This window comes from Streptococcus suis (genome assembly GCF_046032515.1).
GTDB classification, from domain to species: domain Bacteria; phylum Bacillota; class Bacilli; order Lactobacillales; family Streptococcaceae; genus Streptococcus; species Streptococcus suis_AL.
This window is the reverse complement of sequence record NZ_JARQPJ010000001.1, coordinates 113,152-138,625: the sequence shown is the minus strand read 5'-3', so window position 1 is coordinate 138,625 and position 25,474 is coordinate 113,152. Positions and strand designations below refer to the sequence as shown.

The following is a 25,474-nucleotide window of genomic DNA, read 5'->3' as shown; positions in this document are numbered from 1 at the left end:
AAAGAAGGCTAAATTCCCAAAGTAAGTTCTAGTCTGTCTTAAAAACTGGAAATTAGACTGAGACAAAGAAATAAGGTAGAACTTACTATGGGACAAGTTGGTAACTGACAATGAAAAACCAAAAATAAAGAGAAAATAGGCTATTCCTAAAAATTATCTGACACTTTTAAGGAATTGTGCTATACTATTGTTATAAAAATCACAAAGGAAACGATATGAAACTGCAAAACCTTCAAGTTGGACAATCTTATTTAGTCAAAGATTGTCTAACGCAAGATGATATTCGTAAACACTTAGCGCACTTAGGTTTGAAAGTCGGAGAAGAGATTCGCATCATTTCAAAAACCAAGACCAATGCTATTTTCCAAGTCAAGGCAAGCCGTCTAGCCCTAGACAGAGAAATTATTGAATCTCTGGTTTTAATAGAAAAGTCAGCTACGGAAATAATCAATCTATCTGAGGCACCTATTGGTAGCTCAGCTAAGGTCATGGACATCTATGCAACAGGTGCACTCCGTCGTCGCCTCATGGATATGGGAATTACAAAGAACACGCAGCTATTTCTCAAAAAAGTCGCGCCCCTGGGAGATCCAATCGAAATTACCTTGAGAGGATACGAGCTGACACTACGCAAATCCGAAGCGCAAATGATTGGTGTTCAACTCACAAGCGAGGTGAAGAAATGACAAAACACATCGCCCTTGCAGGAAATCCAAATAGCGGAAAAACAACTCTTTTCAACCTCCTAACAGGAACCAACCAACGTGTTGGTAACTGGCCTGGAGTCACCGTTGAAAGAAAATCTGGAACAATCAAAAAGCGAAAGCATTTATTAATTCAAGATTTACCAGGTATCTACTCGCTATCTCCCTACACACCAGAAGAACGGGTTGCCAGAGATTATTTGATAGCGGACCAACCAGCTGCTATCCTCAACGTCCTTGATGCAACAAACTTGGAGCGAAATCTCTATCTGACCTTGCAGTTATTAGAAATGGGCCTTCCTACTGTTATCGCCCTCAATATGACAGACGCCCTGAAAAGTCAAGGTCGCTCAATAAACAGCGACCAACTCTCCTATCAACTGGGAGTTCCTGTACAGCCTATCAGTGCACTAAAAAAGCTAGGTATATCCCAGCTCCTCCATGAAGTAGAAAAAATTACCAATCAGCAAGCCGAGCCAATCTATCCTCAGTATGATAAGCAATTTGAAGCCGGTCTTGCCCAAGTTATTGACCTATTATCGGATTCCATCCCAAATCATCAAAAACGCTTCTACGCCATTAAGCTACTCGAACAAGACCAAGTCATTCTAGACCAATTGCAACTCAATGCACAAGACATGCTTGATTTGACCGAAATCATTGCCATTTTGGAAAAAATTTACGCAGACGATATGGAAGCCATTATCGTCAATCAACGCTACCAATTTATCGAGAAAATCACAGAACTGGTCACAAAAGACAGCGATAAGGCTTTTAACCTGTCTGATAACATAGACCGACTTGTTACCAATCGTTTTCTTGCCCTCCCTATCTTTGCGGCAGTCATGTGGCTGACCTACTTCCTGTCTATTCAAACGATTGGCACAATGGGGACAGACTGGGTGAATGATGTCCTCTTCGGAGAGCTTGTTCCAGGCCTTATTCAGGAAAATCTAGATCGATTTGAAATCGCTGGCTGGCTACAATCTCTGGTCCTTGATGGCATTATTGCAGGATGCGGAGCCATTCTCGGTTTTGTACCACAAATTTTCGTCCTCTTCGTCTGCTTGGGAATCTTGGAAGACATCGGCTATATGAGCCGAGTAGCCTTTGTCATGGATAGGATTTTTAGACGTTTTGGTTTGTCAGGCAAGTCCTTTATTCCCATGTTGATTTCCACAGGCTGTGGCGTTCCAGGAGTCATGGCAAGTCGGACTATTGAAAATGAACAGGACCGAAAAATCACCATTATGACAGCAACCTTCATGCCCTGTTCTGCCAAACTTCCTATCATTTCGCTGGTAGCTGGTGCTTTCTTTCCTGACAATCCTTGGATTGCTCCAAGTGCCTATTTTGTCGGTATGGCCGCCATCGTCCTATCCGGAATGGCACTAAAAAAGACCAAGCAGCTCGGTGGAGTCGCAAGCCCCTTTATCATGGAATTACCATCTTATCACTTACCGAAACTCAGTACGGTTCTCCGGTATGCATTCGATAAGGCTCTTAGTTTTATCAAACGAGCTGGTACCATTATATTTGTGACCAACATCATTATTTGGTTCAGCAGTTCCTATAATTGGTCCTTACAAATGGTAGAAACAGATGAGAGTATTTTAGCCTCCATTGGACGCAGTTTTTCTCTCCTCTTTGCCCCACTTGGTTTCGGAAATTGGCGAGCAACTGTTGCAGCCATTACAGGTCTCTTAGCCAAGGAAACCGTCATTGCCACCTTTGGTATCCTCTATAAATTAGGAGAAACAACCGAAGAAAATCCCGAACTCTGGGGGCTTTTACAACAAGACTATACAGCATTGTCAGCCTATTCCTTCCTAGTATTCAATCTCCTCTGTGCCCCTTGTTTTGCGGCTATTGGTGCCATTCACCGTGAAATGGGAGAAGCCAAGTGGACATGGATTGCTATCGGTTTCCAAACAGGTTTAGCCTATGCAAGTAGTTTGGTTATCTATCAGATTGGTCTTGTACTTATCTACGGACAATTACCAACCGTCTGGACATTTATCGCTATCTTTCTAATTATCATAGCCATCTACAGCCTAGTGAAAAAACCAGCCAATACCCTTCCAATCGTCACGCTAAAAACATTAGAAAAAGGAGAATATTAATGCCTACTCTTATCCTCTTTCTTATCATCGTCATCTTATTTTCTCTTGCTATTCGCAGTCTCATCAAAGGAAAAGGGTCCTGCGGAGATTGCTCCTGCGACTGTGCTATTAAGCAAGAGATGAACGAATCTTCTCACCATAGACATCCATAACAAAAAGGTCTGCCTCATTATTGTGCAGACCTTTTTACATGTAGCTTGTCTATTAAATTTTTAAGTAGCGGTTCATGGAAATGACTGATCCCAAGGAACCAATAATAATACCAATTACAAAAAGTGCGCCAATCATTCCTGGAACAAAGACATTCATACTAATCAGAGACAAATCTTGACTAGCAAGACTAGCATTTACTGAAGTATAGATCATCTTATAAAGAGAATAGACTAAAACAGAAGGTAAAATAGCTCCGAGGAACCCTACCCAGGCACCTTCCCAGAGGAATGGTCCACGAATATAACTGTTTTTAGCACCAACCAGACGCATAATCTGAATTTCACGGCTACGAGAAATAATGGTAATTCGAATAGTATTGGAAATCAAGAAGACCGCCGTAAAGAGCAATAAACCAGTCGCTGCCAATCCCCAAGTCCGAACTAAATCAGCCAACTTGAAAATACGCTCTGTCTCTACTTCACCATCTCGAACCTCTGTAACACCATCAATTTTTGCAATTTCTGCAGCCACAGATTTAACATAATTTGGATCTGTCGTATCAATGATATAAGCATCGTAAAGTGGATTGGCATCTCCTTGGAATAAGTTCCAAGTGTCTCCCAAGGTAGCTGTTAATTTCTGCAACTGTTCATCCTTACTTGAATAAGTAACAGATTGTACATTTTCTAAGGCTGTAATCTGATTATACACCTTTTGATAATCTGGATTAGCTACCGTCTCTCCTGCTTCGTTCACAATCGTCTCAGCTTGATCAGTTGAGTTCGCTCTCAAGTATACATTGATGCGTACATTCTGCTCCAAATCCGAAGCAAGCTTTGCTGTGTTTAAAATAACTGAAGCAAATAGACCAACCAAAGTAAGAGTAATAGCTACAGATGAAATAGCTGCAATTGTCATCCAACCATTTCGCTTCAAACTCTTCAATGATTCAATAAAGTGTCTAAAAAATCGTCTAATCATCGTATCCATACTCTCCTTGTTCTTCATCCCGTACTACTCGACCGTCTTCGATCGCGATTACCCGATGGCGGAGGGTATTAACAATCTGGCTGTTATGAGTTGCCATAAGAACCGTTGTCCCCTGCAAATTGATTCGCTCCAATAGATTCATGATTTCCCAAGAGTTTTCAGGGTCCAAGTTACCAGTTGGTTCATCAGCAATCAATACTTTAGGATTATTTACAATGGCACGGGCAATAGCAATACGCTGTTGCTCACCACCTGAAAGTTCATTTGGGAAAGAACGAATCTTGTGCTTCAAACCAACCAAATCTAAAACTTCCATTACACGTTTCTTGATATTCCGTGGTTTCTCACCGATAACTTCCATCGCATAAGCAATATTTTCAAAGACAGTCTTTTTAGGTAAGAGTTTATAGTCTTGGAAAACCACTCCTACACTACGACGTAGAAGAGGAACATCTCTCTTTTTAATTTTTGCAAGGTCAAATTTACCAACCTTTAGACTCCCCTTATCGAGCTTTTCCTCCCGATACAAGAGTTTGATAAAGGTTGACTTACCTGCACCAGAAGGACCTACAATGTAGGCAAATTCTCCCGCTTCAACATTGACTGATACTCCGCGAAGGGCAGTCGTTCCGTTTCCATATTTCTTGGAAACGTCTTTCATTTCTATTATTCCCATAGGATTTCCTGTCTTAGACAGTCCTTTCTTTAGATTTGAGAACGTTTTTTTCAAAATACAGTCCGTATTCTCTCAAAAAACTTCCTTGATGAGCGAAAAACTATCTCTTATTTACAAGCACTTCACTTGTAGATACAGGTTCTTAGCTAATTCGCCATTTTAAATAAGCATCTATAAAGCCGTCCAAGTCTCCGTCCATAACCTTATCGACTTGAGCCACCTCATAACCAGTACGGTGGTCTTTTACCATTGTATAAGGTGTAAAGACATAAGAACGAATCTGACTTCCCCAAGTGATCTCTTTCTTGTCACCCTTGAGTGAGTCTACTTCTGCCGCTTTCTTCTCCTGCTCCAATTGATACAATTTAGCCTGCAAGAGTTTCATTGCACGGTCTCGGTTTCCATACTGAGTACGGTCAACTGTGGACTGAGTCACAATCCCTGTCGGAATATGCGTCAATCGAACACCCGTTGAGACCTTGTTGACGTTCTGTCCACCAGCACCTCCTGACCGGAAGGTATCCATCTTCATTTCATCATCTCTGATTTCAATTTCAATGGTATCGTCCAACTCAGGCATGACCTCTACAGATGTAAAGGAAGTATGACGACGCTTAGCTGAGTCAAAAGGTGAGATGCGCACCAAACGATGAACACCCATTTCTGACTTAAGCAAGCCATAGGCGTTTGGCCCAGTAAAGCTTAGAGTCACGGACTTAATACCTGCCTCATCACCAGCTTGATAATCCAATGTTTCTACTGTAAAACCTTTGGCATTTCCATAACGCTGATACATCCGCAGGAGCATTTCACCCCAGTCCTGAGCCTCTGTACCACCCGAACCTGGATGGATTTCCAAGATAGCGTTATTGTGATCATAGGGTTCCGACAAAAGCAAGGTCATCTCATAGGCAGTCATGGCTTTGTCCAAGTCTGCCAACTTTTCAACCAACTCTTCCCGAACAGACTCATCTTCTGCTAGAAAATCTAGCAAAATTTCGGATTCATCATATAAATCCAACATCTGATGGAAATTTCCATAAGTATTTTTTAATTCATTCAACTCCTGAGACGTCTTCTGGGCTGCCAAATTATCATTCCAGAAATCTGGCTCCGTCATCTTGTTCTCAAGAATGGCAATCTCTTCTTCCAGACCTTCTAAGTCAAAGAGACCCCCTAAAAGAAGTTAATTTTTTGCCAAGTTCTTCAATCTTTTGGCGAATTTCTGCTGTATCCATATACACCTCATTTTTATTCATAATCTTTATTATATCACATTTGCAAGTCCTTGACCATGTTGAGAAAGGCCGTTTGCTCCGCTATAACATCATCATTGTCTGATGAAATACCTGCGATAAAGTCTACCATCTCATCATTGGGTTGTTTGGCCAATTGCCCCAAGGCCCAAATAGCCGTTGCCATGTGGATGGGATTTTGTTTTTTATCGATGATTTCTAGGAGTTTGGGAATGGCAGAGCGGTCATTGCTATTTGCTAAGGCAATGATGGCATTACGCTGGAGAATATTTTTCCCTCGCCAAGAACCAGCAATCATACCAAATTTTTCCTTGAATTGCCCATTTGACAAGTCCAAGAATGGAATCAGCTCAGGCTCAGCCAAATCAGGGTCGATTTCTACAACAGGTGGACTTGAAATTCCCTTGTTGTAAGGACAACAAATCTGGCAAATATCACAACCATAGATGACCGTCTTGATTTTCTTACGAAATTCCAAGTCCATCATACCCTTATCTTGTGTCTGAAAGGACAGACAGCGACGGGCATTCATGGTCGTATCACCTAATAGACAAGACGTCGGACAGGCTGCAACACAGCGATTGCAATCACCACAATCGTAATCTACTGGTTGATCTGGTTCGATGTCCAGGTTGGTCACTAATTCTCCTAGGAACATGTAGGAACCAAATTCCTTAGAAATGACTAGCCCATTCTTCCCGATAAAGCCAATTCCTGCACGACGAGCGACCGCTGTATCCACCAAAGCTCCTGTATCTACCATAGCCTTGTATTCCAAACCATCCGTCAGTTTCTCAATTCCCCGTGCCAAACGCTCCATCTTATCTTGCAAGATATAGTGGTAATCAAGTCCCCATGAACTAGGGGTAATCTTCCCACGTTTGTATTGGGTCTTCTGCGGTTTGACAGGCAAATGTCTAGGATAAGCTACCGCGATAGAAATGATGGTTTTGGCTGATTCTAACGACAATTTGGGACGGATACGTTCTTCAATGTTCTTATGTTCAAATCCTGACGAACGCCCTTCTTCCTGACTAGCACGAAGTGATTTCTCCAAATAAGCAAAATCATCAGCCGTTGTAAAACCAATCTTCGAGATTCCGATTTCCTGAGATAATTTAATAATCTCTTCCTTAATATTCATTACATTCATTTTAGCAAACTTTGGATATATTTAGCAAGACCTACAAAGCTAAATAAGTTATTAATATAACAAAAAACGTTAGCACAAAACAAAAAATATTCATACGAACATAGGCCTTCTCCCGCCAAATACTGGTCAAGACATACATGATATTAATGCCGATTGCTCCCCCTAAGCCGTTAGCCAGTAAATCAGTTATATCTGCAACCCCAAGTAAAAGAAGATATTGCAGAACCTCAAAACAGAGACTCACTAACATAATCAAACATAGATTAGCCACCCACGATGCCTTACGAAATAGCATTTCCATATAAATACCAAAGGGAATAAAACTTACAATATTAAATAGAATTTCTGGAAAATCCAGCACTCCATCATAGACTGCTGTTCCTGCAAACGGAATTAAGTTTATACTAGCATAACCATAGCGTCCATATAAGATGCTCAAGTCCATCTTAAAGACAATCATCCAAGTAAGTAAAAGGAGATAGGCAAAAAATAAAAACATACTCATTTTCTTTGTCTGCATAGAAATTCTCCTCTCAACTAGCATATTTTATCATTATATCATAAATGCTGTTCCATAAAATGTCACTTCTATGACAAAGCTCGTTCCATATTACAAGTACTTTACATCCTGCTAAAAAACAGAAAAGGAAGACAATACCAAGCCTCCCCTTATTCACAAAAATATCTTACTTAAAATGTCTGATTGCTATGCTGAAAAGCCTTATATTGATGGATTTGTAGCATCAAACGCTCAAAGTTCGCCTCCTTACATGCTCGCATGATTAAGAAGCAATCAATAAACTTCCACAAATAAAGTCCAAAAAATAACAAGAACCCAATCAAGATAAATAGCGTAACAAAAGATACTGCAAAAGCAATCAGCTTGGCAAATCCCAATTCTTTATTCCCGACATAAAAACGGTCAACACCAAACTCACCGAAGAAAATAGCCAGAATAAGAGCGACAAGAGGTTGACGCATCTCAACCATCATAAGAACGTTTAAAGCCTCATCATCTAAATCTTCTAGTTCTTTTTGCAGAATGAATAACTTATCAGATGGCAAATAACTGCTTTTACTTAAAATATAATTCTGAAGATAATTCATATAAACTCCTACCTCTTCAAAATTATAGCAGTTTCTTATTCTTCAAGCAAGCCTACAGGGGAAAACAGTGTCAGAAATCGTTTACATATTTTCTTTTTTTGCTATAATGAAACTAGATTACAAGGAGGTTCATATGAGAGTTATTATTCATTATCCAAAACCTATCAAACAACTATCCTCCCAAAAACTTCCACTCCTGGTAGATGGAAAAATTGCTGGGACAGTTACTCAAGGTAAAATTCTAAGCTTACCAATTACACAACCATCTGTTACACTAAGCATTCGAGGGGATAAAAAATCAAGCATTCAGGTTAAAGACGGCGATAGGGTTCAAATAATAGAAAACAGTAAGTACTTCACCCTCTACTATTTCAGCTTGGCTATCCTTCCAATTGTCATCTTTTTCCAATTTTCTACGATGATAAAGATAATCCTACTTGCTACATCTCTAATCTTTACATTTTTGGGGCAAGTAATCTTCCCAAAATACATTATCAGTACAGAAAAAAGCTCAGACCACTAAATCTGAGCTTTTTCAAATGATATAGTCTTCAGTTTACTTTTAGTACAAGGCAACGAGTCGCAGGAGGCTGGGAAAAAAGCCCAGAACCACTACTCAGAGTTCGTGTCAACATCTCAGCGCAGTGGTTGATTGGCAGATTTGTTCGTGTTTTGCACTCCAAATCTGGCCTAATCAACTGTGCGGGGGTGGGAAGACGAACTCTTTTTATCTTGGTTGAGTTCTTTCCCACTCCCAAGGCGAGTTAACGAAGTAATAAAAGATAAGCTGAATAACTATATTAGATAGCTTTTTCATCCAAGCCCAACTTACGTTGAACAAATTTAACAATTTCTACAACAACAACCATGAGACCTGAACCAATTACTGTTACCATCCATTGAGTTGGTGTCAAGATTGAAACCTTGAAGAAGGTATTGAATCCTGGAATCACAACAGTCGCCATCAAGAGCAAGAAGGCTGCTACGATAGACCAGTTAAAGAGCTTGTTCTTGAATGGACCAACGGTAAAGATAGATTGGTAGACAGACTTAACGTTGAAAGCATGCACCAACTGAATCAATCCAAGTGTAACATATGCCATTGTCAAGGCATCCGCATGAATAGCATGGTTATCTCCAGCATGCTCTGGGTAAAGCAGTGCAAAACCATAGACACCAAGTACCAATGCTGTTTGTAGAATACCCTGATAGACAATAGAGCTCAAGACACCACCTGAGAAGAAGCTTGAGTTACGACCACGAGGTTTGTGCTGCATCACACCTGGCTCAGCAGGTTCAACACCAAGGGCAATCGCTGGAAGTGTATCTGTTACCAAGTTAATCCAAAGAAGATGAACTGGCTCCAATACGTCCCAACCAAAGAGGGTTGCAAGGAAGATACACAATACTTCAGCTGTGTTAGCTGACAAGAGATACTGGATAGTTTTTTGGATGTTTGAGAAGACCTTACGTCCTTCTTCTACCGCTACGATAATAGTCGCAAAGTTGTCATCTGAAAGGACCATATCAGAGGCACCTTTAGATACTTCCGTACCTGTAATCCCCATACCGATACCAATGTCGGCAGTCTTCAGTGATGGCGCATCGTTAACACCGTCACCAGTCATGGCAACAACCTTACCATCATTTTGCCAAGCTTTTACAATACGAACCTTGTGTTCTGGAGATACACGAGCATATACAGAATATTGCTTGAAGACTTTCTGGAACTCTTCATCCGTCAATTCGTTGAGCTCTGCACCTGTAAATACATGATCTTCTGTATCGTTTGGATCGATGATACCAAGACGTTTTGCAATCGCCTCAGCTGTATCTTGGTGGTCACCTGTAATCATGATTGGACGGATACCAGCTTCCTTAGCAACACGCACAGCTTCTGCTGCTTCAGGACGCTCAGGGTCAATCATACCAACCAAACCTGAGAAGACAAGGTCGTTTTCAACAATGTCAGATTCCAATTCAGGAATAGCATCCACATACTTGTACGCCATCATCAAGACACGGAGGGCTTGTTTAGCCAACTCTTTGTTGGTTGCAAGGATAGCTTGCTTATCCGCATCCGTAATCGGACGAACTGTACCGTTTTCTTCAATTTGCGTTACACGTTTGAGCAATTGGTCTGGAGCACCTTTAACAGCTACGAAGAAGTTTCCAGCAGCTTGCTGATGAATGGTTGACATCAATTTACGTGTTGAGTCAAAAGGCAATTCTGCTACACGAGGCTCAGAAACCAAGACTTCGCGAACATCAAAGTTTTGATCCAAACCAAATTGAACAAGTGCCGTTTCAGTTGGGTCACCAATCAATTTACCAGTTGGGTCCACTTTTGTATCATTGGCAAAGTTCATAACACGAAGCGTTGTATTGCTTGCATCCAAAGCTTCTTTAGCATCCACCAATTGACCGTTTGTGTAGACTTTCTCAACCGTCATCTGGTTCATCGTCAAGGTACCAGTCTTATCTGATGCGATGATTTCAGTTGAACCAAGTGTTTCAACTGCTGGCAACTTACGAATGATAGAGTTACGTTTTGCCAAGACCTGTGTACCAAGAGAAAGGACAACAGTTACGATTGCTGGCAAACCTTCAGGAATGGCCGCAACCGCAAGAGCTACAGAAGTCATAAGAGCAGGTAAGATACCTTCTCCACGTACAAATACCGAAACAGCCATCGTTACCGCAGCAATTACAAGAACTGCATATGTCAAGACTTTTGATAACTGGTGCAAGTTTTGTTTCAATGGTGTATCCGTCTCATCTGCATTGGCAAGCATGCCTGCGATGTGACCAACTTCCGTGTACATACCTGTGTTTGTAACCACACCAAGACCACGGCCGTAAGTAACGTTTGAGTTTTGGTAAGCCATGTTGACACGGTCACCAATCGGTGCATCTTCTGCCAATTCCTTGCTCAAGTCCTTATCGACAGGAACAGATTCACCAGTCAGAGCCGCTTCTTCGATTTTCAAAGAGTTAGCTTCCAACAAACGCATATCTGCTGGAACAACGTCCCCTGCTTCAAGAAGAACGATATCACCTGGCACCAAGTCTTTAGAATCAACCTCGACTACATGATTGTCACGAAGCGCACGCGCAACTGGGCTTGACATGTTTTTTAGCGCCTCAATGGCTGCCTCAGCTTGCCCTTCTTGATAAACACCAAAAGCAGCGTTCAAGATAACCACGGCCAAGATGATAATGGCATCTGTCAAACCGTGTGAACCTTCTGTAATCACCGTCAAGATTGCTGCTGCAATCAAAATGATAATCATCAAGTCTTTGAACTGATCCAAAAATTTAGCTAAGAGTGTGCGTTTTTCACCCTCATCCAATTCGTTACGACCGTAGTCTGCTAGACGTTTGCTTGCCTCATCACTAGACAAACCGTCCAAAGAAGACCCCATGCTTGACAATACTTGCTCTTCGCTCTGTGTATAAAACAAATCGCGTTTTTGTTCTTTTGACAATTTCCTTCTCCTTCTCGGTCTCTTTTTTACCTAACAAATAAAAAAGAGACCTGTCTTATTAAAACAAGTCTCGCTATTTAATATATTGCCGGAAACAAGTCGGATTGACGACAATATCACGGAAATTTCCGCTAGCTACTCCCTCGATTTGTTAACTATTATATCAAAAATCCCGAGAAATTCAAGAATATTTTTCTGGAAACAAGAGATTATTTCCACGAGATTTCCAAATCATAGGAAGCAAAACCTTGCTGGTTCTCCAATCCCTTTAATTCATATTGCAACTGGACACTTTGATCCGAACGGTTTAATTGGTAATGTTTTGTATCGGTCACAAAATGCTGGATTCCTAACGGTGTAGGAATGGTCACAATAGCTTCTTTACCAGAAATGAATCGCATAATAGACTTCGGAGTGGAAAAGCGTGTCATCACTAACTCTTCTTCGTCACATTTTATGACAACTTTTTCAGCTTCATCGTTACTATAAATAAGATAGAGATTGCCGTCTTTTTCCTTGACTTCCACTTGAAATTGCTGATCCACTACCTCAATCTGCCCGTCCAGATCAATTTCATTTCGTAAATAAATATCCATAGGTCCTCCTACTATTTTTTAATCCTAGTAACAAAGGAAGAACGAAGCAGAGTAAAGCCTGTATACGCTGCAATGAAGACTACCAAAATTTTTAAATTATTAATATCCAAATTTGATAAGAAGAAAGCGGCTGTCAAAACACCCAGCACCCCACCGACAATGATTCCTGGAACTCCTGGCCAATTTACTCGTCCTGATTGGATAAACTGCTTGGCACCAGCTGTCATAATCATAGCAGCATTCAACATCATGACCGGAAGAGCAACTGCTGGACTAATTCCCATCAATGAGAAGAAGATTAACTCAGGAGCATAGTTACCCAGCCCCATACTCATCAGCATTCCCACCATAAAATCAAAGGCAATACCAACAGCCAGTTTCCAACCAGTTAAGCCCTTTACTTCATTGGTAAGATCTGCGCCAGGGTTAGTAATCATGCGATAGACCATGAAACAGGCTGCAATAATTAGCAAAATTCCAAGAATTCGTTGAACTTTCTTTGTATCCCATTTTTGAGTTACCTTGGCACCAACAAAGGCACCTGTAAATGCCGCTACTGCCATAGCAATCAGAGTGACCATGTCAACCTCAACTATCGTAATAAACAATAGCGCCTCTACTAAGACTGGTATGATGTGCGCCGTTGTCATGGTCGCAGGAATTTTACGATCGTCTTCCACCAACTTTGTCAGTTTAAACATAGTGGTTGTCGTTGCAAAGGTTCCAATCCCCAAGGTGTCTAGCAAATCAGTAACATAACCGATACCAAATCCTGTCCAAAATTTCTCTTTTAGAGAAATATCGTGCTTTTTAGCATAGAATAGAATTGTGTAAAGCATCCAAAGAATCAGGGCTATAATAAAGACCTGAATAGTTAATAAGATAATTTGATTATTCATTTCTCCATTATACCAAAAGATTCCTTTGGATACATAGCAATATCCTTGTATTTTAGAAAAATCAGGAATTTATCTCCCTTTTTTGTTATAATAAAACTATGATAGAAAAAGTATTTCGCGATCCAGTTCATAACTATGTACATGTTGATCATGAGCTGATTTATAAACTTATCAATACAAAAGAATTTCAGCGACTACGCCGCATCAAGCAACTAGGGACTACTTCCTATACCTTCCATGGTGGCGAGCATAGCCGCTTTTCGCACTGCCTTGGCGCCTACGAAATCGCCAGACGGATTACTCAAAAATTTGAAGACAAGTATCCACAAATCTGGGATACAAATGAGTCCCTACTGACCATGGTTGCTGCGCTACTCCATGATGTCGGACACGGAGCCTATTCTCATACCTTCGAGCGTCTATTTGATACAGACCATGAGGAAATGACCTGTGCTATTATTACTAGTCCAGAAACGGAAATCAATGCTCTGTTGAAACAAGTTTCGCCTGAGTTTCCAGACAAGGTTGCTAGTATTATCAAACACACCTATCCAAATAAACAGGTCGTTCAACTCATTTCGAGCCAGATTGATGTTGACCGAATGGATTATCTATTACGAGATTCCTACTTCACAGGAGCGAACTATGGTGAATTTGACCTAACTAGGATATTACGTGTCATTCGCCCGACAGAAAATGGAATTGCTTTCAAAGAATCTGGTATGCATGCAGTAGAAGACTACGTTCTCAGCCGCTACCAGATGTACATGCAAGTCTATTTTCATCCAGCAAGCCGCTCTATGGAAGTCCTATTGCAGAATTTACTCAATCGTGCCAAACTACTATATACTAGTGAACAGGAGTTTTTTGCACGAACTTCACCTCGGCTATTACCTTTTTTTGAGCATCGTATCCGTCTAACCGACTACCTCAGTCTGGATGATGGAGTTATGAATACTTACTTTCAATCATGGATAGATGGACCAGATCGTATTTTATCTGACTTAGCCCAGCGCTATATCAATAGGAAAGTGCTCAAATCCATCACTTTCAAGGCCGAAGAAGAGGAAGCTTTGGACCGCCTGCGTAGCCTGGTCTCAGATGTCGGGTTTGACCCAGAATACTATACTGCTATTCACCACAACTTCGATTTGCCGTATGACATTTACCGTCCGAATGCAGAAAAGAAACGGACTCAAATTGAGATTTATCGCAAAGATGAAACCTTGGTAGAACTATCCTCTCTATCACCAATTGTTCACTCCCTATCAGGCACAATCCACGGCGATAGCCGTTTCTATTTCCCAAAAGAAATGTTAGAAGAAACAGGGATTTTCGCACCTCAAATAGCTGATTTTAACAGCCATATACATAACGATCATTTTATAATTGGAGAATCAAATGAGCATTAAACTTGTCGCCATCGATATTGATGGTACTCTTCTGAACAGCCAACATGAAATCACACCTGAGGTCTTTTCAGCCATTCAAGACGCCAAAAAAGCAGGCGTTAAAATTGTTATTGCTACTGGTCGCCCCATTTCCGGTGTTCAAGCAATTTTAGAAGAACTCAATCTTACAGAAGCAGGTGACTACGTCATCACTTTTAACGGTGGCTTAGTCCAAGATGCAGCAACTGGTGAGGATATTGTCAAAGATACCTTGACTTATGAGGATTATCTCGACATCGAATCTGCTGCCCGTAAACTCAAGCTCCCAATGCATGCCAGCACCAAGGAAGGTATCTATACTGCCAACCGTAACATCGGTAAATACACCATTTACGAATCAACACTAGTAAGTACACCTATTTTCTATCGCACTCCTGAAGAAATGGCTGACAAGGAAATCATCAAAACAATGATGGTTGATGAGCCAGAAATTCTTGATGCTGCTATTCCACTTCTACCGACCAGCTTGACTGAGAAGTACAACGTAGCAAAATCAGCACCATTTTATTTGGAAATCACCCCTAAAACTGTTAACAAGGGACAAGCTATCATTCATCTAGCTGACAAGCTTGGACTAACTATGGATCAAACCATGGCCATCGGTGACCAAGAAAATGACCGTCCAATGTTGGAAGTCGTCGGTAATCCTGTTGTCATGGAAAACGGAAATCCTGAACTGAAAAAAATCGCCAAATACATTACGAAGTCAAATGATGAGAGCGGTGTAGCCCACGCTCTGAGAGAATGGGTACTGAAATAGCCTCTTAAAATAGCAAAAAAAGCATCGGATTCAAAATCCGATGCTTTTTGTTATAGTCTTTTAGTTTACTTTTAGTACTAGGCAACGAGCTGCAGACAGTACTGGAGTACGGCAAAGCGAGTTAACGAAGTAATAAAAGAAAAACTAAATGACTATATTAGAAGTTCAACAAAGCCAAGAAACTTTCTGCTTCAAGTGATGCGCCACCAACAAGCGCACCGTCAACGTCTGGACATGCCATGTATTCAGCAACGTTTGATGGGTTTACAGAACCACCGTATTGAACGCGAACCTTGTCTGCAACTTCTTGACCGAAATCAGCAGCAACAACGTCACGAACAGCTTTACACATGTTTTGTGCATCATCTTTAGTAGCTGATTTACCAGTACCGATTGCCCAGATTGGCTCATAAGCAATAACAAGTGATGCTACTTGTTCAGCAGTCAAGTCTTTCAAAGCTGCAGAAACTTGTGCACCTACAAATTCTACTGCTTTACCAGCTTCGTAAGTTTCAAGTGACTCACCACAACAGATGATTGGAGTCAAACCGTTACGGAAGATTGCATGAGCTTTTTTATTAATATCTTCATCAGTTTCGTGGAAGTAATCACGACGCTCTGAGTGACCGATAACAACATAGTTAACACCCATTTCAGCCAATACTTTTGGAGATGTTTCACCAGTGAAGGCACCTGCATCTTCAAAGTAGCAGTTTTGAGCAGCAACTTTCAATTCAGAATCTTTAGCGAACCACAAGAGAGCGTTCAAATCTACAGCTGGAGCTGCGATAGCTGCTTCAATTTTGTCGCCTGCAGGTAATTTTCCTGCAATTGCCTCAACGAAAGCTTGCGCTTCTTGAGGGTTTTTGTTCATTTTCCAGTTACCGGCAATGATTGGTTTACGTGACATTTCACTTACCTCTTCTATATTTATTGTACAAGGTACATTATAGCATAAACTTAGCTAAGATTAAAGAATTTCTGTGCATTTTATGAATACTTACAGAAAAACTCTCTACCCGAAAGTAGAGAGTTACAATTAAGTTGTCTGACTATAATTGTTATTTCTGGGAACTCAATCGAATTAAGCTTCGATTTCTGTAACCATACCTGAACCAACAGTACGTCCACCTTCACGGATAGAGAAAGTAGTACCTTGTTCAACGGCGATTGGGTGGATCAATTCAACGTCGATAGTAACGTTATCACCAGGCATTACCATTTCAGTACCTTCTGGCAATTTGATTGAACCAGTTACGTCAGTTGTACGGAAGTAGAACTGTGGACGGTAGTTGTCGAAGAATGGAGTGTGACGTCCACCTTCTTCTTTAGTAAGGATGTAAACTTCACCTTTGAATTTAGTGTGTGGGTTGATAGAACCTGGTTTAGAGATAACTTGACCACGTTCGATTTCATCACGTTGTACACCACGAAGAAGCACACCAACGTTATCGCCGGCAAGACCTTCGTCAAGTTGTTTACGGAACATTTCAACACCAGTAACAACTGCTTTAGATTTTTCTTCTTGAAGACCAACGATTTCGATTTCGTCGTTGACACGAACAGTACCACGGTCGATACGTCCTGAAGCTACAGTACCACGACCAGTGATTGAGAATACGTCCTCGACTGGAAGCAACAATGGTTTGTCAGTGTCGCGTTCTGGTTCTGGAATGTACTCATCAACTGTGTTCATCAATTCCATAACGATGTCTTCGTACTTAGAGTCACCTTCAAGAGCTTTAAGAGCTGAACCTTGGATAACTGGAAGATCATCACCTGGGAAATCGTATTCTGAAAGAAGGTCACGGATTTCCATTTCAACCAACTCAAGCAATTCTTCATCGTCAACCAAGTCAACTTTGTTCATGAAGACGATAAGGTGTTTAACACCAACCTGACGTGAAAGAAGGATGTGCTCACGAGTTTGTGGCATTGGACCGTCAGTTGAAGCTACTACAAGGATCGCACCGTCCATCTGAGCAGCACCAGTGATCATGTTTTTAACGTAGTCCGCGTGTCCTGGAGCGTCGATGTGAGCATAGTGACGTTTTTCAGTTTCGTACTCAACGTGTGCAGTGTTGATAGTGATACCGCGCTCGCGCTCTTCTGGAGCAGCATCGATAGACGCATAGTCTTTAGGTTGGTTAACTGATGAAGGCAAGCGACGTGCCAATACAGTTGTGATAGCTGCTGTCAAAGTAGTTTTACCGTGGTCAACGTGTCCAATTGTACCAATGTTAACGTGTGGTTTACTACGATCGTATTTTTCTTTTGCCATTTTGGGAAAAGCCTCCAATAAAATATATTTTATAGATAGACAGTAGGCAATACAGTCTAACTTTACCTTACTATTCTATCAAATTGTAGCAGAATTGCAAGCATTTTCTATCGTTTTTTATTTTATCCATGTTCTGCAAGGGCTATTAGCTTCGCTCATAACCTTTTTTATCATCCCATTTTAACCTATTACTCAACTAAAAACACCTCACTTCCGTAGGAATATTGATGTTACCATAGCTACAAGGTGCCACAAATACGAGACTACTGCAACAGACCTTTCTCCGTTCAGTCATCCTACGACTCCCTGGCAAGCCTCTTGCTATAAGTATTGAAAATATATTGACTATTTTCACTTAATGATGCAGTTGATAATAAGGCTGAATAGGAATGGACGCGCCAATACTAGAAGAATAAATCCAGTCCTTGCCTTCCAACTGAGCAAAGTCTTCTGCTTTTCCTGTTAGGATAATGCCTGCGAACTCCAACTGGTCAATCTCTTCTTGTTTGGTAAAGTCGGTGTCACCAAACTTATCAACAAAGGCTTGCAAGTCATCCACTGGTATGTCCAAATACTGCGCTCGTTTCTGCTCTCCTGTTTCTAAGAACTCTTTAATAAAGTCCATACCTGTCATATAGTCTTCTGGCATGGCCGAAAAGACCAGTTGAATATCCTCTGGATCTAATCCCAAAAGCTGCTCTGGACGATAGTGATAGGTATTTTGTTTCCCTTCTGTCCCTATCCAATACCAATTTTGCTTGATGTTGCTGGGAATCATCTCCTTAATCTCTGCCAAACTGTACTTCTTATCAAAGGAAATAGCCACTTCTACTAGTTGACCGCTCATTTCTCTTAGATAGGGCAACTCTTTAGCAATCTCTGACTCACTCCATACAATCTGATTCTTATTGTAAAAAATAGGCAGCTTGGTATTGGTTGTATGGTCATATAGGTATTTGAAGGTATTCCCAGGTATATGCTGGGCAAAGTCATAATGACTATCAAACAGGTCATAGTAAATTTCATGCTGACCAAAAGCCATAGGAACACCGTCTAAATCCTTGTACAAATTGAAGTAGAGTTTTCCAGATACATAACTTGTGCTTTGGATTTTAATGCCATCATGATTTATATTTGGATAGGCGATTTCCATTAGCATCGTTTGTTCCCACACCTCACGACCTTCTCGTGCACCGACAATTATTTTTACGGTTTGAACGCCAATCAATAATAAGATAAAACCGATGAGCGATGATAGCCCTATTGTCTTCCATAAATTCTTCCGCTTACTCTTTTTTGTCACTTCTTCAAAAGTCTTCATAGTCATATCCTCTCTCTTCTAATGCTTTCCTTAACTGTTTGCGTCCTCGGTAAAGGCTGATTTTCACCCAACTTTGACCAGCACCTAAAATATGCTCAATCTCCTTGATACTCATATCTTGGAAATAATAGAGGTCAATCACTTGCTGGTATTTTTCTGGTAGGTCTGCAACAGCTTGATAGAGTTCCTCATAATCTTCTTGGTCATAGACCAAAAAATTTTCAGGCCTAAAAAACTCCTTTTGTAAAATTTCATGGTAGCGCTTGTCTCGCCTGTATTTGTCAATGTAGGCCCGAACTGCAGAACGATAAAGCCAAGCTCTTAGTTTTTCGAAAGGAAGGACAATATCAGATTCAAGCAATTTGACTAGAACATCTTGGGCAATATCCTGACTGTCAGCTGGGCTGGCTCCTGATTTTTGCAGATAGTAGGAAATCTCCTCTGCAATACCAATAATTTCTTTTTCATATTGATCCAGTTTGATACTTATCTCCTCCTTTCACTAATAAAACGAATGAATTGACGATTGGTTACACCTTTCTGATATTATTATACATAAAAAACAACCTCCGAAGAAGTTGTTTTGTAGTGGTATTAACCTGAGTTACGCAAACCTGTTGCTACACCGTTGATGGTAATATGAATGAGATTCTCTTGCTCTTTGCTCAATTCTCCACGACGAAGACGATGAATTAATTCAATCTGAATATAGTTGAGCACATTGAAATAAGGCATGCGATAATCAAGACTGGCTTTTAGGAACGGTAGTTCTGCTAAAAGCTCATCATTTTGCTCGATTGATAAAATGATTTCTTTGGTCAACTGCCATTCATCTAAAATGACATGGAAGATATTTCGTACCTCTTCGCTTTCACACATTTTAGCATATTCAAATGCGATATTCATATTAGATTTAGACAATACCATATCCACGTTTGATAGAAGTGAACGGAAGAATGGCCAAGATTCGTACATTTTTTGTAACTTAGACAAATTATCAGGGTGCTTATCAATAAAGCGTTTGAAACTTGAACCAACTCCATACCAACCTGGCAACATGACACGGTTTTGTGACCAGGAGAATACCCATGGAATCGCACGCAAACCACCGATTTCTGTGATGGTTTTTCGAGCCGCGGGACGTGAGCCAATGTTCAGGCTTGATACTTCACGAATTGGACTAGCGGCAAAGAAATAATCATAAAAATGTGGATTGTTGAACACAAGATCTCTATAAATACGATAGCTATCTGATACAATCTCATCCATGGTTTCGCGATAGCCATCGATTTCATTTGGATCGGTAATCATTTGTGTGACCATACGGTCAAGCGTTGCAGATACCAGCATTTCTAAATTATAGTAGGCTGCGTCTTTGTTACCGTATTTATTGCCTATCACTTCGCCTTGTTCTGTCAAACGAAGCCGGTCCTTGATAGAACCAAATGGCTGAGATGTAATCGCATCATAGGAAGGACCACCACCACGACCAACAGTACCACCACGACCGTGGAAGAAGGTGATGTTTACTCCGTAGTCTTGACCAATTTGCGTCAATTCATTCTGTGCTTTGTAGAGTGTCCAGCCGGAGGATAGGTAGCCACCATCCTTGTTGGAATCTGAGTAGCCAAGCATGATTTCTTGGTAGTATTTATTGCCTGCAATCCAACGTTTCGCCAAATCTAATTGCAGATATTGACGCATGGTATCAGGTGCATTATCTAAGTCCTCGATTGTCTCAAAAAGTGGAACAATCTGAACACGGGCCTTATCGACATCTACTAGACCAACTTCTTTTAATAGGACAGCTAATTCCAGTAAATCAGAAACACTCTCCGAGTGTGAAATAATATGTTGCTTGATGATTTCCTCACCTAGCTTATCTTTCAATTCACGCGCAGCAGCAAAGATAGCCAATTCTTTTTCTAATTGTTCTGACTTTGGTATGTGCGTTGCAGAAAGAATGCGTGGATCTGTTTCCAACTGTTTCAAAAGAACATGGCATTTAGCTTCCTCAGATAAACTGGAGTAGTCTTCTACGATACGAGCAGAGGCCAATAGCTCCGCAACACTTGTTTCATGAATAGAAGAGTCTTGGCGCATATCGATACTAGCTAGGTAGAAACCAAACGCTTCAACCGCTTCAAGCAATTCTGTAAAATCACCTTTCAATAGCGCCATAGATTTATTTTCAATCAAAGATTGTTTGATGGCTAATAAATCAGCTTTAAACTCGGCTACATTACTATAGCGAACATCTGACGGCTTATTGTGAACTAGATAATCTCTTGTATTTGCAAGTTTCATCTGAATATAGTGAAAAGCACGACGATAAGGCTCATTTTCACGATAGACAGAACTATCTTCAGATAAATCCGCCAGCATCTTAACCGCTGTAGATACATTCACAATGGAAGTTGAGAGCGAAAAATTCCGATAGAGTTTATAGAGTTGCTCATCGTAATAATTCATAATGACTTCACACTGAGTCAAGGCTGACAGCTTCAAGGTCTCTGCAGTAACAAATGGATTTCCATCACGGTCTCCCCCAATCCACATACCCATTGTAATTGGACGAGGGTTATTTAAGGCGATTCCTTTCTCAGCAGCCAAACGTTTGTATTCCCGCTGCAACTTAGTGACAGCCTTAATAAAGGAAGAATTGTAATACTCCATAACGTTTGTGATTTCGTTGGTTACTTTCAACTTCTTCTCACGAATCATATCCGTCTGCATGATAATTTCAATGTAACAACGGAGCTCATCTTCCCATTTGTTTTTATTGAGCAAGCCCAATTTTACATCGCGATAACGACGAAGCAACTCATGAATATGCTTGGTTAAATCAAGCATAGACTGACGTTGAACCTGAGTAGGATGGGCTGTCAAGACTGGAACAACATTCAACTTTTCAAGGATTTCAGCTGCATTTTCTTGTTTGGAAACCATATCAATTGTTGTTGAAATCTTGCCAAGATAATCTTGATCAATATTGTTTTGATGGTTGATTTCATAGGCCAAGTCAACATCTTCTGATATATTAATCAAAAGTGGCAAAACAGCAAAGTATCTAGAAATAACTGCTAGTTCATCATTATTTAACTGACTGATAATAGCAATCAATGCCTGATAATCATCCTGACGAGACAATTGAGATAATTCTACAATTTTAGCAAAAGTCTCTGCAGGCATCATTTGAGCTGCTACTTCTTCCAAAATAGATGTTAGAATCGTTACTTCTTCACGGATTGCTTCCTTGTTGTTATAGTTCTCTAATTTTTGAATAGCCATCTCCTACCTCTTTCCTATCTCTAAATTAGCGTACGCTCTATTTCTTCTTCAATTAATCGACGTTTTTCACTAGCATCAATATTCAGAACAAACCCTATCCCGATGGAAATAATCAAAAGACTCGATCCCCCCTGTGACAAGAAGGGGAAAGTTACCCCCGTTGCAGGAATAATTCCTGAAATTCCTCCAATATTGACAAATGTTTGAATCAGAAGCATGCCTGCCATTCCAAGTGCCATCATCGCATTAAATGGACTACGAGCACGGACGCCTACAATAATAATTCGAATAATCAAAAAGAACAATAAGGCTAGAATTAAACTAGCTCCGACAAAACCGAGTTCTTCAATGACAATCGAAAACGCAAAGTCGGTGTGGGCCTCTGGTAGATACCCCTTTTTCTCAATCGAATTTCCCAAGCCACGTCCAAGCCATCCACCGTTACTCATCGCATAGTAAGAATGAGTCAATTGAAGACCTGAGTTGGTGGCATTACCAAATGGATCAAAATAGGCCGCAAAACGACGAGCAATATAACCAAAGAGCGGAATTTTTTCCACCGTTTCTACACCCAAAATACGAATCGTTCCTAGAATAACTGTTGAGGCGGCCACAATTCCCAAAACCGCTGTTGAAAACCAGCGATAGGCAATCCCACTTACACTAATCATCACGACCATAATCAGCACAATAATCGTCGCATTCCCCAAGTCTGGCAGTGTTGCAACTAGACCAAGGAGGAGCAGACTGACCACCCGCCAATCTGTAAACTCTTTCGGAATCCAACTTCCTTTAATCAACGATACATAGTCATAAGCCCGAATATCCGCCTGTTGTTTTGCAAACTCATGTGCCAGATACCAAATGATAATTAATTTCAAATATTCTGCCGGCTGCAAGGTTCCTGCGATTGGCAGAGGAATCCAGCCATGAGCCCCGTTAATCGGAGTAAACAACCGAGAAATAGCTAACAGAAATACTTCTACCAAAATAACCGAATAGATAACGGCTTTCTTGCGTAAAAAACTTAATTTCATACGATAAATCGTATAGATTGCTACCAAGCTGACAATCCAGAATCCTGCCTGGTTAATCACTGTTCTAAATGGATTTCCACCATTAATAATTTGCGTAGCACTGGTTGTCGAATAGACCATGACCAACCCAATCACCGATAAGATGAGATAGGGAATCAGTATGGAGTAATTCAACAACTGGCGTTTGTCAATCTTCATTGCTTATCCAACCTTCTTCGAGTATAGCTCTTATTATAGCATACTTTGTATAAAAATACTTATCACTTTCTAAGTTGCTCTGCAAACATTCGGAACTAACTTTTGTCAACAAGAAAAAGGCCGAAGCCTTTCATATCTATTCAAATGTTTCAAGATAAAATTCAATTTCATCCCCATTCGCAACTGTAAGGTCTTTCGCCCCTTTATCAGCCATTTGGCCATTAACTTTATACATCCAGTATGTATTGGTACTCGCATCTTGGCTAACACCATCAATTTCTGTTATCAAACCATTGTCTTCTACAATGTCATGATGTTCTTTAAGTACATCCATGACACTATCACCTTCTTCCGCAGTAACTTCCTGACGATTCTCTTTGTCCTTGGTTGTAATCTGCAAAGTGACTTCGATAGCCGAGTTGCTCTGTTTCTCAGTAGTGTTTGTACAAGCAGCCAAGAAGAGCGAGAAGACAACCGTCAACATAATACTAATTTTTTTCATTTATAAAATCTCCTAAAAATATAATCAATAATTGGATAAAACAAAACTGTTGAAGCAGCGTGTAAACTATCAAAGACTAGACCATTAAGCCAGAAGACGATAGGGGAAATCCCAAACTGTGTAGCAGATAAAAAACTTATCGTTAGCCCATACAAAAAGACAAGAATCCCCGCCAGAAGACTCTGTAGCCACAAGGGAATGTTCTCTTTTTTGATAAAAGGACCGATTACCAACCACCATATAAATTGGATAAAAGCAAAACTAAGAACTTGCCACAAAACAACTGTGCCAAATCCAAAAAGCAAGCCACTCCCTACCATCGCTAGTATCATCAATGTCCAGCTCTCCAGCAAACTGAAATAGGACAGAACAATGAGGAAAATAGCCGTAAGAGGCTTTATATTGGGAAATGGCCCAAAAACCACCCTTAAAACAATCGTCAAAGAGGACAGAACAACTAGCTGACTAACACGTCTTACTTTTTCACTTTTGTCATGCATACCAATTTAGCCTACCTTATTCCCTTTATTATGTCAAGTTCAGATAATCTTTTACTATTTCTTGAATCGTATTTTTTTGATTTTTTCATGATTTTACGGTAGAATTGAGGAGATGAGAAAGAAACTAAATCCGATGATTGTTGTTGTTTTTTTCCTATCCTTCTTTGCTCTTATTTTCATCACTGGGGTGACTGGAAATACTGTAAATAAGACGGAGGTAGCTAACGAACCCGCAGTCACACAATCAAACACCAGTACAAGTTCTAAAACAACAAATTCTAGCTCAAGTTATTACATTGCAAATGCGCTCGAAATGAAACCTATCGTCGACGTTTCTGCTTGGCAGAGACCGTCTGAAATCGACTACGATACCCTTAGCAAAAATATTTCTGGCGCAATCGTTCGTATTCAAAGTGGATCACACACTAAAAACGAAAATACAGCGACTGATAAAAACGGGTTAGATAAATCCTTTGATACCCATATTAAAGAATTCCAAGCAAGAAATATCCCTGTTGCTGTCTATGCCTATGTCACGGGAAATAGTATTGAGAGCATGCAGGAGGAAGCTCGAAGCTTTTATAAGGCCGCCAATAAATACAAGCCGACCTTCTATTGGTTAGACGTTGAAGAATATACCATGGATGATATGAATGCTGGAGTGGAGGCTTTTCGAAAAGAGTTAGAAACTCTCGGTGCTAAAAACATTGGAATTTACGTCGGAACCTATTTCATGGAAGACCACAGCATCAATGTGGATAAATTCGATGCAGTCTGGATTCCTACATATGGTGATGATTCTGGCTACTACAATGCCGCTCCAAATACTGATTTGGATTACGATCTCCACCAATACACATCACGTGGGTATGTCAACGGATTTGAACACCATTTGGATTTAAACCTCATTACTACACTCAAAGATCCTAACGAAGTTTATCAGAAACTATTTACAACACCCGAATAAAATGATACAATTTCACTAATT

The 25,474-nt window shown here is 40.5% G+C and carries 24 protein-coding genes; 7 read left to right on the top strand and 17 right to left on the bottom strand.

Going from position 1 to position 25,474, the window contains the following annotated elements; all coding sequences use genetic code 11:
* The first annotated feature begins 215 nt into the window (after positions 1-215).
* The 3 genes from P7J49_RS00740 to P7J49_RS00730 are packed head-to-tail and all read left to right on the top strand — an operon-like array spanning position 216 to position 2,979.
* The gene (locus P7J49_RS00740; RefSeq protein WP_408568792.1) at positions 216-686 is read left to right on the top strand and encodes a ferrous iron transport protein A; all 471 of its coding nucleotides are present in this window, start codon (positions 216-218) and stop codon (positions 684-686) included.
* Entirely contained in the window at positions 683-2,827 is a 2,145-nt protein-coding gene (gene feoB, locus P7J49_RS00735) for a ferrous iron transport protein B (protein WP_408568790.1), read from the top strand. Before P7J49_RS00740 ends, feoB begins: the two co-directional genes overlap by 4 nt.
* Positions 2,827-2,979, top strand: coding sequence for a hypothetical protein (locus P7J49_RS00730; RefSeq protein ID WP_004298744.1), 153 nt, complete (start codon positions 2,827-2,829; stop codon positions 2,977-2,979). The genes feoB and P7J49_RS00730 overlap by 1 nt, the downstream gene beginning before the upstream one ends.
* A gap of 52 nt (positions 2,980-3,031) precedes the next feature.
* On the opposite strand, the gene ftsX is transcribed toward P7J49_RS00730, so the two are convergent.
* From ftsX to P7J49_RS00700, 6 genes are all read right to left on the bottom strand, one after another.
* Positions 3,032-3,961 carry a permease-like cell division protein FtsX gene (gene ftsX / locus P7J49_RS00725; protein ID WP_029186309.1) on the bottom strand — a complete coding sequence of 310 codons (930 nt, stop codon included), beginning with the start codon at positions 3,959-3,961 and terminating at the stop codon, positions 3,032-3,034.
* Positions 3,954-4,646, bottom strand: coding sequence for a cell division ATP-binding protein FtsE (ftsE, locus tag P7J49_RS00720; protein ID WP_023369634.1), 693 nt, complete (start codon positions 4,644-4,646; stop codon positions 3,954-3,956). Before ftsE ends, ftsX begins: the two co-directional genes overlap by 8 nt.
* A gap of 142 nt (positions 4,647-4,788) precedes the next feature.
* Positions 4,789-5,884 (bottom strand): peptide chain release factor 2 gene (prfB, locus tag P7J49_RS00715; RefSeq protein ID WP_408568927.1). Its coding sequence is split into 2 segments (ribosomal slippage): positions 4,789-5,811 and positions 5,813-5,884, totalling 1,095 coding nucleotides; the frame shifts between segments, so codons are not numbered across the junction.
* Positions 5,885-5,918: 34 nt separating this feature from the next.
* Positions 5,919-7,046: a tRNA epoxyqueuosine(34) reductase QueG gene (gene queG, locus P7J49_RS00710; RefSeq protein WP_408568788.1), complete on the bottom strand. Its 1,128-nt coding sequence runs from the start codon at positions 7,044-7,046 to the stop codon at positions 5,919-5,921.
* 40 nt (positions 7,047-7,086) lie between these two features.
* Positions 7,087-7,575: a VanZ family protein gene (locus tag P7J49_RS00705; RefSeq protein WP_408568786.1), complete on the bottom strand. Its 489-nt coding sequence runs from the start codon at positions 7,573-7,575 to the stop codon at positions 7,087-7,089.
* 170 nt (positions 7,576-7,745) lie between these two features.
* Positions 7,746-8,162, bottom strand: coding sequence for a TM2 domain-containing protein (locus P7J49_RS00700; RefSeq protein ID WP_014637624.1), 417 nt, complete (start codon positions 8,160-8,162; stop codon positions 7,746-7,748).
* A gap of 133 nt (positions 8,163-8,295) precedes the next feature.
* Between P7J49_RS00700 and P7J49_RS00695 the strand changes: the two genes are divergently transcribed.
* Complete coding sequence (locus P7J49_RS00695; protein WP_398582737.1) at positions 8,296-8,685, top strand: hypothetical protein; 390 nt, start codon at positions 8,296-8,298, stop codon at positions 8,683-8,685.
* A gap of 277 nt (positions 8,686-8,962) precedes the next feature.
* On the opposite strand, the gene P7J49_RS00690 is transcribed toward P7J49_RS00695, so the two are convergent.
* From P7J49_RS00690 to P7J49_RS00680, 3 genes are all read right to left on the bottom strand, one after another.
* Positions 8,963-11,650 carry a cation-translocating P-type ATPase gene (locus P7J49_RS00690; RefSeq protein ID WP_408568785.1) on the bottom strand — a complete coding sequence of 896 codons (2,688 nt, stop codon included), beginning with the start codon at positions 11,648-11,650 and terminating at the stop codon, positions 8,963-8,965.
* Between the two features lie 209 nt (positions 11,651-11,859).
* Entirely contained in the window at positions 11,860-12,246 is a 387-nt protein-coding gene (locus P7J49_RS00685; RefSeq protein WP_029186312.1) for a DUF1934 domain-containing protein, read from the bottom strand.
* Between the two features lie 11 nt (positions 12,247-12,257).
* On the bottom strand, positions 12,258-13,145 hold the full coding sequence (locus tag P7J49_RS00680) for a sulfite exporter TauE/SafE family protein (RefSeq protein ID WP_029186313.1): 888 nt from the start codon (positions 13,143-13,145) through the stop codon (positions 12,258-12,260).
* A gap of 98 nt (positions 13,146-13,243) precedes the next feature.
* Between P7J49_RS00680 and P7J49_RS00675 the strand changes: the two genes are divergently transcribed.
* Both P7J49_RS00675 and yidA read left to right on the top strand, forming a co-directional pair.
* Positions 13,244-14,557, top strand: coding sequence for an HD domain-containing protein (locus tag P7J49_RS00675; RefSeq protein ID WP_408568783.1), 1,314 nt, complete (start codon positions 13,244-13,246; stop codon positions 14,555-14,557).
* Positions 14,547-15,356 (top strand): sugar-phosphatase, encoded by an 810-nt coding sequence (yidA, locus tag P7J49_RS00670; RefSeq protein WP_408568781.1) that lies wholly within the window; start codon positions 14,547-14,549, stop codon positions 15,354-15,356. Before P7J49_RS00675 ends, yidA begins: the two co-directional genes overlap by 11 nt.
* A 157-nt stretch (positions 15,357-15,513) precedes the next feature.
* Here the strand turns inward: yidA and tpiA are convergent, their stop codons facing one another.
* The 8 genes from tpiA to P7J49_RS00630 all read right to left on the bottom strand — a co-directional run bounded on the left by tpiA (position 15,514) and on the right by P7J49_RS00630 (position 24,486).
* Complete coding sequence (tpiA, locus tag P7J49_RS00665) at positions 15,514-16,266, bottom strand: triose-phosphate isomerase (RefSeq protein ID WP_004298713.1); 753 nt, start codon at positions 16,264-16,266, stop codon at positions 15,514-15,516.
* 174 nt (positions 16,267-16,440) lie between these two features.
* Positions 16,441-17,637 (bottom strand): elongation factor Tu, encoded by a 1,197-nt coding sequence (gene tuf, locus P7J49_RS00660; RefSeq protein ID WP_012775011.1) that lies wholly within the window; start codon positions 17,635-17,637, stop codon positions 16,441-16,443.
* Positions 17,638-17,992: 355 nt separating this feature from the next.
* A complete protein-coding gene (locus tag P7J49_RS00655; protein WP_408568779.1) occupies positions 17,993-18,964 on the bottom strand; it encodes an anti sigma factor C-terminal domain-containing protein in 972 nt (323 codons plus the stop codon).
* Entirely contained in the window at positions 18,945-19,448 is a 504-nt protein-coding gene (locus P7J49_RS00650; protein WP_408568925.1) for an RNA polymerase sigma factor, read from the bottom strand. The genes P7J49_RS00655 and P7J49_RS00650 overlap by 20 nt, the downstream gene beginning before the upstream one ends.
* 104 nt (positions 19,449-19,552) lie before the next feature.
* A complete protein-coding gene (gene ppc, locus P7J49_RS00645) occupies positions 19,553-22,249 on the bottom strand; it encodes a phosphoenolpyruvate carboxylase (RefSeq protein ID WP_408568777.1) in 2,697 nt (898 codons plus the stop codon).
* Positions 22,250-22,269: 20 nt separating this feature from the next.
* Positions 22,270-23,484, bottom strand: coding sequence for a cell division peptidoglycan polymerase FtsW (ftsW, locus tag P7J49_RS00640; protein WP_408568775.1), 1,215 nt, complete (start codon positions 23,482-23,484; stop codon positions 22,270-22,272).
* A gap of 136 nt (positions 23,485-23,620) precedes the next feature.
* Complete coding sequence (locus P7J49_RS00635; protein ID WP_024418011.1) at positions 23,621-23,986, bottom strand: DUF4430 domain-containing protein; 366 nt, start codon at positions 23,984-23,986, stop codon at positions 23,621-23,623.
* Positions 23,983-24,486, bottom strand: a complete 504-nt coding sequence (locus P7J49_RS00630) for a hypothetical protein (protein ID WP_408568773.1) — start codon at positions 24,484-24,486, stop codon at positions 23,983-23,985. The genes P7J49_RS00635 and P7J49_RS00630 overlap by 4 nt, the downstream gene beginning before the upstream one ends.
* A gap of 112 nt (positions 24,487-24,598) precedes the next feature.
* Here P7J49_RS00630 and P7J49_RS00625 point away from each other — a divergent pair, with 112 nt between their 5' ends.
* On the top strand, positions 24,599-25,453 hold the full coding sequence (locus P7J49_RS00625) for a glycoside hydrolase family 25 protein (RefSeq protein ID WP_408551839.1): 855 nt from the start codon (positions 24,599-24,601) through the stop codon (positions 25,451-25,453).
* The last annotated feature ends 21 nt before the right edge of the window (positions 25,454-25,474 follow it).

Coding starts and splice junctions, on each gene's coding strand:
- P7J49_RS00740 (WP_408568792.1), top strand. CDS start 216: ATGAAACTGCAAAACCTTCAAGTTGGACAATCTTATTTAGTCAAAGAT.
- feoB (WP_408568790.1), top strand. CDS start 683: ATGACAAAACACATCGCCCTTGCAGGAAATCCAAATAGCGGAAAAACA.
- P7J49_RS00730 (WP_004298744.1), top strand. CDS start 2,827: ATGCCTACTCTTATCCTCTTTCTTATCATCGTCATCTTATTTTCTCTT.
- ftsX (WP_029186309.1), bottom strand. CDS start 3,961: ATGATTAGACGATTTTTTAGACACTTTATTGAATCATTGAAGAGTTTG.
- ftsE (WP_023369634.1), bottom strand. CDS start 4,646: ATGGGAATAATAGAAATGAAAGACGTTTCCAAGAAATATGGAAACGGA.
- queG (WP_408568788.1), bottom strand. CDS start 7,046: ATGAATATTAAGGAAGAGATTATTAAATTATCTCAGGAAATCGGAATC.
- P7J49_RS00705 (WP_408568786.1), bottom strand. CDS start 7,575: ATGCAGACAAAGAAAATGAGTATGTTTTTATTTTTTGCCTATCTCCTT.
- P7J49_RS00700 (WP_014637624.1), bottom strand. CDS start 8,162: ATGAATTATCTTCAGAATTATATTTTAAGTAAAAGCAGTTATTTGCCA.
- P7J49_RS00695 (WP_398582737.1), top strand. CDS start 8,296: ATGAGAGTTATTATTCATTATCCAAAACCTATCAAACAACTATCCTCC.
- P7J49_RS00685 (WP_029186312.1), bottom strand. CDS start 12,246: ATGGATATTTATTTACGAAATGAAATTGATCTGGACGGGCAGATTGAG.
- P7J49_RS00680 (WP_029186313.1), bottom strand. CDS start 13,145: ATGAATAATCAAATTATCTTATTAACTATTCAGGTCTTTATTATAGCC.
- P7J49_RS00675 (WP_408568783.1), top strand. CDS start 13,244: ATGATAGAAAAAGTATTTCGCGATCCAGTTCATAACTATGTACATGTT.
- yidA (WP_408568781.1), top strand. CDS start 14,547: ATGAGCATTAAACTTGTCGCCATCGATATTGATGGTACTCTTCTGAAC.
- tpiA (WP_004298713.1), bottom strand. CDS start 16,266: ATGTCACGTAAACCAATCATTGCCGGTAACTGGAAAATGAACAAAAAC.
- tuf (WP_012775011.1), bottom strand. CDS start 17,637: ATGGCAAAAGAAAAATACGATCGTAGTAAACCACACGTTAACATTGGT.
- P7J49_RS00655 (WP_408568779.1), bottom strand. CDS start 18,964: ATGACTATGAAGACTTTTGAAGAAGTGACAAAAAAGAGTAAGCGGAAG.
- ppc (WP_408568777.1), bottom strand. CDS start 22,249: ATGGCTATTCAAAAATTAGAGAACTATAACAACAAGGAAGCAATCCGT.
- ftsW (WP_408568775.1), bottom strand. CDS start 23,484: ATGAAGATTGACAAACGCCAGTTGTTGAATTACTCCATACTGATTCCC.
- P7J49_RS00635 (WP_024418011.1), bottom strand. CDS start 23,986: ATGAAAAAAATTAGTATTATGTTGACGGTTGTCTTCTCGCTCTTCTTG.
- P7J49_RS00630 (WP_408568773.1), bottom strand. CDS start 24,486: ATGCATGACAAAAGTGAAAAAGTAAGACGTGTTAGTCAGCTAGTTGTT.
- P7J49_RS00625 (WP_408551839.1), top strand. CDS start 24,599: ATGAGAAAGAAACTAAATCCGATGATTGTTGTTGTTTTTTTCCTATCC.